Below are 12037 nucleotides of genomic sequence, written 5' to 3'. Positions count from 1 at the left end.
TGGTTTATTTTCTAAGCAATTGCTCTATATAGGTAATCTTTTCTTTTTCTGCCTGAAGCAAACGCTCATACAGCTTTCTATTTTCTTCGTAGGTTTCCACAAGTTTGTCTAACGGATTAAAAGATGTATAAAGTCCTTGATTAAAGCTGTTCCCTTGTGATGAACTATTATCATAAAAATTATTTACGTAATTAATCATTCTTTCATCCGAATATTCTTTAATAGCAATTGCGGGAATTTCCAAAGCATTGGCAATTTCCTGTAGTTTAGAATCGTCTAACTCTTCAGTATTTTCGATGACTGACATTTTTTGTTGGCTAATACCCAATAATTCGGCAAGAGTTTCCTGCTTCATGCCCTTCATTTCTCGTATGCGGCAAATGTTGCGCCCGATATGTTTTTTCTTAATATGTTCCATGAACTGTACTGCACTAGTCTTTCAAATGTAGACAGTTTTTGCTAATTACACAAGCCCTCATCTAACTTTATTTGATTAAAATACAGAACATCTGTTGCCGCATTTTTATAGATAAGAAACAGTTGTCAGTAAAATACCGGAATTGCAGAGTATGATACACTGTTTTATGGTTTGTTACCGATTTTTTTACAATAAACTTTGATGTATAAAGATTTTAAAAGAGCAATAATTATTGTACAAGATAAGATGTAAGGAGGGAATAACTTAATAAAAAAGTATATGATGAAAACAAATTTTGAATTATTAAAAAACGGTAATCCTGACGTTTTACAACAAATTTATGCTCGGTATGGGAAAAGTATTTTTTGGTTGGGCAAAAAAATAATTGATGACGAATTTGTTGTAGAAACCCTGGTACAGGATACTTTTTTAAAATTATGGAATTGTAGAGACAGAATCAGAGATCCCATGCATATCTATTTTTTCTTGAGATTTGTGATGAAAAGAGAATGTTTCTCACATTATGCCAAACCTCGAAATAAGTTTTTTAAAACAGTTAGGTCTTTGGAGAGTTATGAAAATTATCAAAGCTATTTAGCAGGATATGATCCGGCAGATGTAATCCAAAACCTGAAAGAGCAAGAAATAAATCAAAACCAATTTGAAGAAGTTATAAAAGTTTTACCACTTTTAAGTGCAGAGCGAAAGCATTTGATAGAGTTGTGCTTAAAATATGGCTTTCACTATAAAGCGATTGCCAAAGTAATGGGAAAAGGAATTACAGAAACCAGTAACGAAATTAAACGTACTATTGAGGATATTAAAAAGATAATAAACAAGGAAAACAAGCTTGAGAATAAAATAAAAATAGCTGCTCATACAAAAACGCAAGTAGGTATCACAGAAAAACAGTCTTTAATTTTAAAAATGAGATACGAAAATAAATTTTCCTTTGCAGCAATTGCCGGTAAACTTAATCTGTCCCAAAAACAAGTACACCAAGAATTTATGACAGCCTATAAGCTTGCTCAGTACAATATGAAATAATCATTATAATCTGTTTTGATATGGAACAACCAAGATTAAAGTTAACCCGAAAAATCCAGTTATTGATTGACCTTCCTACAACAGAAGAAAGAAAAGAAGCACTGGATACCCTTTACAGATGGCAAAATAGATGTTTTAGAGCCGCAAATTTAATAGTTTCTTATCTTTATATACAAGAGATGATAAAAGAATTCTTTTATCTGTCAGAAGGAATCAAATACAAATTGACCGATGAAAAAAAAGACGAAAGCGGAATATTGCAGCGCTCACGTATCAATACAACTTATCGTGTAGTGTCAGATCGTTTTAAAGGTGAAGTCCCAACAAACATATTATCCTGTTTAAATAATACATTAATAACCCTTTTTAAAAAAGAAAGTAAAGAATATTGGACTGGAGAACGTTCGTTAAAAAATTTTAGGAGAGACATGGCATTTCCCTTCGGACTTGAAGGTATCAGTGGATTATCATATAATGCTGAAAAAAAAGCATTTTGTTTCCGCTTGTTTCAAATTCCTTTTAAAACGTATTTAGGAAAAGATTTTACTGACAAAAAAACGCTGTTGGAAAAAGTTATAAATAGTGAAATCAAACTATGCACTTCTCATATAAAACTAAAGGAAGGTAAAATATTTTGGTTAGCGGTAGTTGAAATTAAAATGGAAATACATTGCCTAAAACCAGAAATAATTGTCGAAGCTTCCTTATCCGTTGAGTATCCTTTAGTAGTAAAAATAGGTAAAGCCAGATATTTTATAGGTACCAAAGAAGAATTTTTGTACAGAAGATTAGCTATACAAGCATCTCGCAAACGAACACAAGTAGGAGCAACCTATGCTAAATCAGGAAAAGGAAGAAAAAGAAAATTAAAAGCAGTGAACAATCACAACAAAACAGAAAGTAATTACGTCAACCATCGCATACACCTATACAGCAAAAAGTTAATCGATTTTTGTGTTAAACATCAAGCTGGAACACTAATATTATTAAATCAACAAAATAAAATTGAAATAGCAAAAGAAGAAGAGTTTGTATTGAGAAACTGGAGTTATTATGAATTAATAACTAAAATAAAATATAAAGCAGACAAAGTAGGAATAGAACTTATTACAGATTGACAATCTGGTGTTGAGGGCGCTTGTACGCCCGTAAGGTGAGGTTTAATATAACACTCACTAAATGTAAATAACATATACAATGCGTGGGCTCACTTATTATTATGCCTAAGTATTCAAAAAATTTGATCTCCTAATCAGATAAACAACAGCCTGTTCAAATAGGTGTTTTCCCCAAGTCAAACAAGCCTTCCTTGTCCCATATCCCCAATCCAACGCAGTATAATACAATACACATTCCAACACACCACTATAATTTGACAAACCAAAAATAAACATCCGCACCAAACCGCCTCAGCTGACAAACGAGTGTCTTTAAGCTAAAATGAAGAGCAAAAGAATACAAGCCGCAGGCAGTTCGTATTCGTGCCTGAATAAAGCGTAAAAAGACCGTTTAGTCAGGTGGAGCGAGACTGTTTTTTGTTACTTTTTTGCAGTTTCAAAAAAGTTAATAAAGAAAACTCTTTTTTGGTATCAAAAAGATAAAAACCCTTTTTTAAACCCACCAGTTCAAATAGCTATTTCCCCAGGTCAAACAAGCTTTCCTTGTCCCCATATGCCCAATCCAACGCAGAAAGGTAAACCACTAAAAACCAAATAATAAAATTAAAAAAGAATAAAGACATCCAATTCTGTTCTTATTTATTGAATAAGTTATTCCTAATTATTCAACTTAATACAAAAAACAATAAATTCTGGGTATCCGGTTTCAAAATAAAATTCACACTAATCACCTTTTTAAACAAATACCATTCTCATCCTATACTCACAAAGAAAAAAACTTATATTTGCTAAATCATCTTTTTAGTATATAAAAACACATGACAAATCCAGCTATATCGCCTGCTACGAAAATCAAAAATAAAACTTCGGTAAAAATCTATGCCGATTGCAAAGATGCCTCGTTATATGTAGCACAACGCATAGCAGATTTAATCACAAAAAAAGGAAGTAAAGGAGAAAAAACAATTTTGGGGTTGGCAACAGGGTCTTCGCCCAAACAAGTATATCAAGAGTTGGTTCGGCTTCACAAAAACGAAGGGTTGAGCTTTAAAAATGTCATAACCTTTAATTTAGACGAATACTACCCCATGCAGCCCATAGAAGAGCAGAGCTATGTGTCTTTTATGAACAAAAATTTGTTTGATCATATTGATATTCTACCCCAAAACATCCATATTCCCGATGGAAGTATAGCTTTGGAAAACATAGCAGCTTATTGTCGGCAATATGAACAAAATATAGCAAATTGCGGCGGGTTGGATTTTCAATTGCTGGGCATAGGACGAACAGGACACATCGGATTTAATGAACCCGGGGCTTTGTTGAAGTCCATAACCCGTTTGGTTACCTTAAATGATTTGACCCGGGAAGACGCCTCTGCAGATTTTGGCGGAAAAGAAAAAGTTCCCGTTCAGGCAATTACGATGGGAATAAAAACAATCACTCAGGCAAGAGAAATAGTTTTATTGGCATGGAGCTCTAGAAAAGCAGGGATTGTTAAACAAGCCTTAGAAGGAAATATTACCGCAGATGTTCCGGCAACCTATTTACAGCATTTGCCCAATGTAGAATATGTATTAGATACCGAAGCAGCCTCCTTGTTGACAAAATAAGAGATAAATATAAATTATATTACTCACTTAAAAGTGAGGGTTAGAAATCTACAAAGGTAAAGTTGATATAAACGGTTTATTGGTAAATTAAGTTATATATTCTTTAAAACCGGACAAAAGATATAGTATAAACATGAAAATACTGGTAACAGGAGGGTTGGGATTTATCGGATCTCACACGGTAGTGGAGCTGCAAAAAGAAGGCTATGAAGTAATAATAATCGACAACCTCTCTAATTCGGAAAGCTCGGTACTGGAAGGGATTACGGCAATTACAAATCAAAAGCCGGCGTTTCATCAAATAGATTTAAGAAATAAAGCAGCAGTCGATCAGTTTTTCGATTCACACAGCGATATTGCTGGTATTATTCACTTTGCCGCTTCCAAAGCCGTAGGAGAAAGTACAAAAGAACCTCTTTTTTACTATGAAAATAATCTTTTTTCGCTAATCAATATTTTATCGGCCATGAAAGAACATGGATTAGACAAATTTATATTCAGTTCTTCCTGTACCGTTTACGGACAAGCCGACAGTATGCCCATAACGGAAGAAGCGCCTGTAAAAAAAGCTTTATCTCCTTATGGAAATACAAAGCAGATAGGAGAAGAAATTATTGCAGATTTATCAGCAGTTTACCCGTTACAATCCATTTTACTGCGCTATTTTAATCCTATCGGCGCACATGAATCCGGTTTAATAGGCGAATCCCCTTTAGGAGTACCTTACAACCTGATTCCTTATATTACCCAAACGGCAATCGGAAAAAGAGAATACCTTTCCGTATATGGCGATGATTACAATACAGCAGATGGTACTTGCGTACGGGATTATATCCATGTAATAGATTTGGCAAAAGCCCATGTATGTGCTTTAAAACGTTTGCTAAAACAGCAAAATACTGAACAAACAGAGATATTTAATATTGGAAATGGCAAAGGATATTCCGTTTTAGAATTAATCCAATCTTTTGAAAGAGTTACGGGTATAAAATTAAATTATAAAATAGAAAAAAGACGCTTAGGAGATGTTGATCAAGCCTGGGCGGATAATACAAAATCTCAGCAAACTTTAGATTGGAAGCCCACTCAAACTTTAGATGATATGTTGGCAAGCGCGTGGAAATGGGAACAAAAAAACAAATAAAAATAAACAAAGCTTGTTGCGTTAATAACAAGCTTTGTTTGGTTAATAGATAAATCGCGTGTAAGTGTGAAAATTAAAAAAGTAAGATAAGACGTTATCCATTTATTTTTTACGAAAGCAATATACAATACTGTTTTGTTCTTTTTCTTATAAATCCTAAAGCAAGGGAATTTTTTATAATCTTTTTTATTCTGTAGTTCTCGCTAATAAGTTTTAAGTGTAAATCGTATGAAAGTTCATCTAAGTAAATGGTTTTTTGATTATTAAGCTGAGCTTTCTCAAGCTTTTTTAAGAAATTATTATATTCAGTCTCTAAATCAATTATTTTAAGTTGTTTAGGAAAAACCGTTTTCATTATTGCGTGTTTAGTTGGTGATTGTCCTTGTAAAGTTATAAATTAGTTTGACATAAACAACAGGGGGCTTTTAAAAAATAGTAAAAAAAAACATTTAAATATTAAGTTTATTCAAATGAAATAATGTTATTTTTGTTTTATATCTACAATTATAGTTTGTTTTTTAATAAAATGATATAGGTTACATTGTTAAATATGGATATCATTTTGTATAAAAATCATTTTCCAAAACTTCTATTATTTTGAATATATTTGCACCAGTAAAAATGATTATATAGGTATAAAATATGAAAGCAGGTATTGTGGGGTTGCCCAACGTAGGAAAGTCAACATTGTTTAATTGTCTGTCAAATGCAAAAGCGCAAAGTGCAAATTTTCCTTTCTGTACAATAGAACCTAACATTGGCGTAGTTAATGTTCCTGATACTCGTTTATCTAAATTGGAGGAGTTAGTCAATCCGGAGCGTGTTTTACCTGCTACTGTAGAAATTGTTGATATTGCAGGATTAGTAAAAGGCGCGAGTAAAGGAGAGGGGCTAGGTAATCAGTTTCTTGGAAACATAAGAGAGTGTAATGCTATTATTCATGTTTTACGCTGTTTTGATAATGATAACATTGTTCACGTTGACGGAAATGTGAATCCTGTCAGAGATAAAGAAACCATTGATATAGAATTGCAGTTAAAGGATCTGGAAACAGTTGAAAAACGACTGGAAAAAGTAAAGAAAGCTGCAAAAACGGGAAATAAAGACGCACAGGTAGAAGCTAATTTATTAGATAAAATTAAAGAAACTTTACTAAAAGGTAATTCTGTACGTACTATAAAGCCTGAAAACCAGGAAGAAGAAGAATTGATTGATTCGTTTCAATTGATTACCCAGAAACCCGTTTTATATGTATGCAACGTAGATGAAGCCGCGGCAATAAATGGGAATGAATACGTAGAAAAAGTAAAAGAATTGGTAAAAGATGAAAATGCAGAAGTAATAGTACTTGCCGTAGCAACAGAAGCAGATATTACGGAACTCGAAACCTTTGAAGAACGTCAAATGTTTTTAGAAGATTTAGGACTACAAGAACCTGGAGTTTCAAAACTTATCCGTTCAGCTTATAAATTGCTAAATCTGCAGACCTATTTTACGGCGGGAGTAAAGGAAGTCAGAGCTTGGACTATAAATGTAGGAGATACAGCACCTAAGGCTGCAGGAGTAATTCACTCTGATTTTGAAAAAGGATTTATTCGGGCAGAAGTAATAGCTTATGAGGACTTTGTTAATTTTGGTTCTGAAGCCAAAGTAAAAGAAGCGGGAAAATTGAAGGTGGAAGGAAAAGAATACATTGTAAAAGACGGAGATGTTATGCACTTTCGTTTTAATGTCTAATTATTTTTTTGATTATATTTATAAAAGAGAAGTGCAAAGAGTACTTCTCTTTTTTGCTTTTAAAGGTTATTTTACATTAATTTGTTTATCATATTGGCGCAATTTTTGAATCGTATTCAATTCATCTGTTTATACAAATAATATGAAAAAAAGTATAGAGCTATTAAAGCGTTCTGTTTCTAATTTCCTTGATGACAATGCTATGAAATTTAGTGCAGCTTTATCTTATTATACTATTTTTGCGCTGCCTCCCTTGCTTATTTTAATTATTTCTGCCAGTGGTTTTTTCTTTGAACAAAAAGAAGTAGCTGATTTCTTTTATCAGCAATTAACAGATTTTATCGGGCCTAACACTACTGAAGAAGTTAAAAATGCAATGAATAATGTGAAGCTCAATCGTTCCGGAGCACTGCCAACTATTATAGGAATTGTGGTGTTATTATTCAGTGCTTCAGGGGTGTTTGCTGAAATTCAAAGTTCTATCAATTATATTTGGGGGTTGGCTGCTAAACCGAATAAAAATATTGTCAGATTTGTAAAAAACAGATTGCTTTCCTTTGCTATGATTGGTTCTGTAGGGTTTGTATTATTGGTAAGCTTAATGATCAACTCATTTGTGGAAATTTTATATGATTTTCTAACTGATTTTTTTAAAGAAGAAACTATCTACCTTATAAACTTATTAAATAATGTTGTAGTTTTTATTATCACTACTCTTTTATTTATGCTCATATTTAAAACGCTTCCTAACGGAAAAATAGGATGGAAAGAAACAGCAGTAGGAGCTTCTTTTACTTCCGTATTATTTATGGTAGGCAAATGGGGAATAGGTCTTTATTTAAGTACAACAGCATCTTCCTCATTATATGGAGCAGCAGGCTCAATTATTGTTATGTTAATATGGGTTTATTACTCCGCAATGATTTTGTATTTTGGCGCTGAGTTTACTAAAAATTATGCCGAAATGTATGGAAAAAAAATTATTCCGGGTAATTACTCTGTAGAAATACAAAAAAACGTTTTAAAGAAATAAATAGCTCATGTTGATAATGTTTATTCACTCAATTTCTCTTTCAAAACTTTTATTTCATCTCTCAATTTTGCTGCATTGATAAAATCTAAATCTTTAGCTGCTATTTCCATTTCTTTTCGTTTTTCTCTAATAATCTTTTCTATTTGAGTTTTGCTTTTATATTTAATGTCATTTTCAGCAACCTTTTGTAATTGAATCATTTGTATATCTTCATATGAATTTTTAATTAAATCATTAGATATTTTTTTATTCAAAGCTTTAGGAGTCATATTGTGCGCTTGATTATAAGCCATTTGCTTACTGCGTCGATAATTAGTCTCATCAATCGTTTTCTGCATACTGTCTGTAATCTTATCCGCATACATAATAGCTCTTCCATTTATATTTCGTGCGGCCCGTCCTACAGTTTGTGTTAGAGAGCGGTGACTTCTTAAAAACCCTTCTTTATCTGCATCTAAAATGGCTACAAGAGAAACTTCCGGAAGATCTAATCCCTCTCTTAAGAGGTTAACTCCTATCAATACATCAAAAAGCCCTTTCCGCAGGTCCTGCATAATTTCTACTCGTTCCAAAGTATCAATGTCCGAATGTATATACCTGCAGCGAATTCCTACTTTAGTAAAATATTTTGCCAACTCTTCAGCCATTCTTTTAGTTAAGGTAGTAACCAAAATTCTTTCGTCAAGCTCAACTCTGTTTTGAATTTCTTCTATTAAATCATCTATCTGGTTTTCAGTAGCTCTAACTTCTATTTCAGGATCCAAAAGTCCCGTTGGTCGAATTAACTGCTCTACATAAACACCTTCCGATTTTTGTAATTCGTAATCTGCAGGAGTAGCTGAAACGTAAATTACTTGATTTTGCATTATTTCAAATTCTTCAAATTTCAGGGGTCTGTTGTCTAAAGCAGCTGGCAATCTAAAGCCATATTCTACAAGATTTTCTTTTCTTGAACGGTCTCCTCCATACATAGCGTGAACTTGTGATATAGTCACGTGACTTTCATCGACTATCATCAAATAATCTTCCGGAAAATAGTCTAGTAAACAGAATGGGCGAGTACCGGGTTCCCTGCCATCTAAATAGCGGGAATAGTTTTCAATTCCGGAACAATATCCTAATTCCCTTATCATTTCCAAATCAAAATTAGTTCTTTCTTCTAATCTTTTAGCCTCTAAATGTTTGCCTTGTTCTTTAAAATAATCAATTTGTTTAACTAAATCCTGTTGTATCTCCCAAATAGCTTTTTGCAATACGTCAGGTGATGTAACAAACATATTTGCAGGATAAATAGTTAAGGCATCAAATCTTTCTATTACTTGGGCATTAACCGGATCAAAAACTTCAATATCTTCAATTTCATCACCAAAAAAATGGATTCTGAAAGGGTTATCAGCATAGCTTGGAAATACTTCAATAGTGTCTCCTTTAATTCTAAATGATCCTGGTGTAAAATCGGCTTCTGTTCTAGAATATAGACTTTGAACCAGTCGGTGTAAGAATTTAGTACGTGAGATTTCTTGGTTCAATTCAATAGAAATAACGTTCTTTTGAAATTCAACAGGATTTCCTATTCCATAAAGACAAGAAACAGATGCAACTACCAATACATCTCTTCTTCCAGAAAGGAGAGAAGAAGTAGTACTGAGACGCATTTTTTCCAACTCATCATTAATAGATAAATCCTTTTCTATATATTGCCCTGTAACAGGAATAAAGGCTTCAGGCTGATAATAATCATAATAAGAAACAAAATATTCAACAGCATTCTCAGGAAAAAAGTTTTTAAATTCTGAATATAGCTGAGCAGCGAGTGTTTTATTATGTGCCAGCACCAAAGTGGGTTTTTGGACTTCTTGTATAACATTAGCTACAGTAAATGTTTTTCCTGATCCGGTTACTCCAACTAATGTTTGATATTTTTCATTATCTAATAAACCTTGACTTAGCTTTTTAATAGCTTCAGGCTGGTCTCCGGTTGGGGAGTATTCTGAATTTATTGTGAATCTCATATATTTATAACTTCATACAAAGTTAGCTATAAAAAATAAGAGCGCAAGATTATCTTGCGCTCTTAGCAGTATGTTTAAAATTGTTTTTTTAATTATTTGATTTTGAAAACAACTTTTCTTGCAATCTTACGTGCAGAAGAAGAATCTTTTGCTACGCTGTCATCAACTCCATTTCCAATAGTATTGATTCTAGAAGAACTGATACCTGCTTTCGTTAAAATTTCACTAACAGATTTAGCACGTCTTTCAGATAATTTATTGTTGTATTCTTTATTTCCAACTGCATCTGCATATCCAATTACGTCAACTGAAGCAGATGGATTGTTTTTCAAATAAGTAACAATGAAATTTATTCCGTCTGTTGAAGAAGGCTGTGCTTTATCAAAGTCAAAATAAACAGCTACATATCCTTTGTTTACCAACTCTTTAACAACAGCTGCATCGTCAGCACTCATTTTTTGGTCGCCAGCTTTAGCGTATTTTTCAGCCAAATAAGCTTCAATATTATCAGCTATACCATTGTTGTTTTTGTCGATATTTCTACCTCTTGAATCAACTAAAGCACCTGCTGGAGTATTTGGCTCTAAATCTAAATAATCTGGCACACCATCTCCGTCAGAGTCAACTAACATATCTTCAACTCTTGACAATCTGTTATCCAAATCAGATAATTGGTTTTGTATTTGACTTTCTTCAGAATACCAGTCGGCGTGTTGAGCGTGCTTACCTAAGTAGATAGAAAGACCAACCGTTGCATTAAACATTGTTCCTTGAAAAACAGAACGATTTGTGTTGCTTAATCCATCCCAATTTTTATCTTGTTGTGTATTTTGAATTACTGTAAAATCAGCATTTAGGGCTATTCTTCTATGAAGTTTAACTTGTCCTGTCAACCCTGCCATTAAATGCCCCATTTTGTCATTTCCTGAAAAAGCATCTCCTGTTAACCAAGAGTATCCTCCTCCTGCATGTGCTTGAACATTTATTACTTTTGTCCAATTTTCAAAATTTAAAATTCGTCCCAAATTCACTACACCTTCTAGACTTGTTCTATAATAAGAGGATTCTAAATTTGCATTGTTCGTCCAATTATCGATTTTATCATAACCAAAAGAAGCTTTTACACCAAATTTGTTGTTAAGACTATAACGCACTCCTCCGTCCAGATGAAGGTTTTTGAAAGTTTCGGCTGAATAGCCTGGTGAAAGTGTTCTAGCTGGTTTAGCAAATCCACCATTCAAGTCAATAGACCATTTGTTGTAAGGTTTGTCCTGTGCGTTTACCATTCCAAAGGCAAACAAAGACGCTAATAATGGTAATGTGATTTTCTTCATAATAGTATTTTTAATTTCCACTAATTTTTGATTAATCCTAGTAGATTAACCGCTTACATGGGACAAATATAATCTAAACTTTTAAATTATAAAGCATAAAATAAAAAAAAATGTGATATTTGTTTTATATATTTATTGATTTATGAAAATTAATTAACGTTATGGGTTATGTTTCTAATATATTTGTCACTGTTGATGTAATTATTTTAAAAAAAACTGCGGAATATGATAAAATTCTTTTAATAAAAAGAAAAAATGAACCTTTTAAAAATTTTTGGGCTTTGCCGGGAGGTTTTGTAGATGAAAATGAAGATTTAGAAGATGCAGCTAAAAGAGAGTTAAAAGAAGAAACTTCTTTGACTGTAGAGAAATTGAGTCAAATAGGAGCTTATGGTAAACCACATAGAGATCCCAGATCACATATCGTTACAATTGCCTATTGTGGAAGGGTAGAGGAAATTGTGGAAGGAAAAGCAGCAGATGATGCAAAAGAATTAAAATGGTTTGCTGTTAATAATCTGCCCCCATTGGCTTTTGACCATTTACAAATTATAACCGATGCTTTAAACAAAGTAAAATAA

At 32.8% G+C, this 12037-nt stretch carries 11 protein-coding genes; 7 read left to right on the top strand and 4 right to left on the bottom strand.

The annotated features are described in order from the left end of the window. Window positions 1-4: 4 nt before the first annotated feature. Window positions 5-418: a helix-turn-helix domain-containing protein gene (locus C8P70_RS01650; RefSeq protein ID WP_133711618.1), complete on the bottom strand. Its 414-nt coding sequence runs from the start codon at window positions 416-418 to the stop codon at window positions 5-7. A 279-nt stretch (window positions 419-697) separates the two neighbouring features. Between C8P70_RS01650 and C8P70_RS01645 the strand changes: the two genes are divergently transcribed. The 4 genes from C8P70_RS01645 (at window position 698) to galE (ending at window position 5340) form a co-directional block, all read left to right on the top strand. Beyond that, window positions 698-1465 carry an RNA polymerase sigma factor gene (locus C8P70_RS01645; protein ID WP_133711617.1) on the top strand — a complete coding sequence of 256 codons (768 nt, stop codon included), beginning with the start codon at window positions 698-700 and terminating at the stop codon, window positions 1463-1465. 20 nt (window positions 1466-1485) lie between these two features. Continuing rightward, the gene (locus C8P70_RS01640; protein ID WP_133711616.1) at window positions 1486-2583 is read left to right on the top strand and encodes a hypothetical protein; all 1098 of its coding nucleotides are present in this window, start codon (window positions 1486-1488) and stop codon (window positions 2581-2583) included. Window positions 2584-3401: 818 nt separating this feature from the next. Then, the gene (gene nagB, locus C8P70_RS01635) at window positions 3402-4196 is read left to right on the top strand and encodes a glucosamine-6-phosphate deaminase (protein WP_133711615.1); all 795 of its coding nucleotides are present in this window, start codon (window positions 3402-3404) and stop codon (window positions 4194-4196) included. 133 nt (window positions 4197-4329) lie between these two features. Continuing rightward, the gene (gene galE / locus C8P70_RS01630) at window positions 4330-5340 is read left to right on the top strand and encodes a UDP-glucose 4-epimerase GalE (RefSeq protein ID WP_133711614.1); all 1011 of its coding nucleotides are present in this window, start codon (window positions 4330-4332) and stop codon (window positions 5338-5340) included. A gap of 109 nt (window positions 5341-5449) precedes the next feature. On the opposite strand, the gene C8P70_RS01625 is transcribed toward galE, so the two are convergent. Beyond that, window positions 5450-5695: a hypothetical protein gene (locus C8P70_RS01625; protein WP_133711613.1), complete on the bottom strand. Its 246-nt coding sequence runs from the start codon at window positions 5693-5695 to the stop codon at window positions 5450-5452. A 287-nt stretch (window positions 5696-5982) separates the two neighbouring features. Here C8P70_RS01625 and ychF point away from each other — a divergent pair, with 287 nt between their 5' ends. Both ychF and C8P70_RS01615 read left to right on the top strand, forming a co-directional pair. Then, a complete protein-coding gene (ychF, locus tag C8P70_RS01620; protein WP_133711612.1) occupies window positions 5983-7077 on the top strand; it encodes a redox-regulated ATPase YchF in 1095 nt (364 codons plus the stop codon). 142 nt (window positions 7078-7219) lie between these two features. After that, on the top strand, window positions 7220-8110 hold the full coding sequence (locus C8P70_RS01615; RefSeq protein WP_133711611.1) for a YihY/virulence factor BrkB family protein: 891 nt from the start codon (window positions 7220-7222) through the stop codon (window positions 8108-8110). Window positions 8111-8130: 20 nt separating this feature from the next. Here C8P70_RS01615 and uvrB read toward each other — a convergent pair whose 3' ends face one another. Continuing rightward, window positions 8131-10122 carry an excinuclease ABC subunit UvrB gene (gene uvrB, locus C8P70_RS01610; protein WP_133711610.1) on the bottom strand — a complete coding sequence of 664 codons (1992 nt, stop codon included), beginning with the start codon at window positions 10120-10122 and terminating at the stop codon, window positions 8131-8133. 92 nt (window positions 10123-10214) lie between these two features. Then, window positions 10215-11456 (bottom strand): OmpA family protein, encoded by a 1242-nt coding sequence (locus C8P70_RS01605; RefSeq protein ID WP_133711609.1) that lies wholly within the window; start codon window positions 11454-11456, stop codon window positions 10215-10217. Window positions 11457-11617: 161 nt separating this feature from the next. Between C8P70_RS01605 and C8P70_RS01600 the strand changes: the two genes are divergently transcribed. Continuing rightward, a complete protein-coding gene (locus C8P70_RS01600; RefSeq protein WP_133711608.1) occupies window positions 11618-12037 on the top strand; it encodes an NUDIX domain-containing protein in 420 nt (139 codons plus the stop codon).

Source organism: Myroides indicus (assembly GCF_004364575.1).
In the GTDB taxonomy this organism is placed as follows: Bacteria; Bacteroidota; Bacteroidia; order Flavobacteriales; family Flavobacteriaceae; genus Flavobacterium; species Flavobacterium indicum_A.
This window is presented reverse-complemented; position numbering and strand designations above follow the sequence as displayed.

Bases quoted from the DNA above. Each gene is read 5' to 3' on its own strand.
- C8P70_RS01650 (WP_133711618.1), bottom strand. From the start codon at position 418: ATGGAACATATTAAGAAAAAACATATCGGGCGCAACATTTGCCGCATA.
- C8P70_RS01645 (WP_133711617.1), top strand. From the start codon at position 698: ATGATGAAAACAAATTTTGAATTATTAAAAAACGGTAATCCTGACGTT.
- C8P70_RS01640 (WP_133711616.1), top strand. From the start codon at position 1,486: ATGGAACAACCAAGATTAAAGTTAACCCGAAAAATCCAGTTATTGATT.
- nagB (WP_133711615.1), top strand. From the start codon at position 3,402: ATGACAAATCCAGCTATATCGCCTGCTACGAAAATCAAAAATAAAACT.
- galE (WP_133711614.1), top strand. From the start codon at position 4,330: ATGAAAATACTGGTAACAGGAGGGTTGGGATTTATCGGATCTCACACG.
- C8P70_RS01625 (WP_133711613.1), bottom strand. From the start codon at position 5,695: ATGAAAACGGTTTTTCCTAAACAACTTAAAATAATTGATTTAGAGACT.
- ychF (WP_133711612.1), top strand. From the start codon at position 5,983: ATGAAAGCAGGTATTGTGGGGTTGCCCAACGTAGGAAAGTCAACATTG.
- C8P70_RS01615 (WP_133711611.1), top strand. From the start codon at position 7,220: ATGAAAAAAAGTATAGAGCTATTAAAGCGTTCTGTTTCTAATTTCCTT.
- uvrB (WP_133711610.1), bottom strand. From the start codon at position 10,122: ATGAGATTCACAATAAATTCAGAATACTCCCCAACCGGAGACCAGCCT.
- C8P70_RS01605 (WP_133711609.1), bottom strand. From the start codon at position 11,456: ATGAAGAAAATCACATTACCATTATTAGCGTCTTTGTTTGCCTTTGGA.
- C8P70_RS01600 (WP_133711608.1), top strand. From the start codon at position 11,618: ATGGGTTATGTTTCTAATATATTTGTCACTGTTGATGTAATTATTTTA.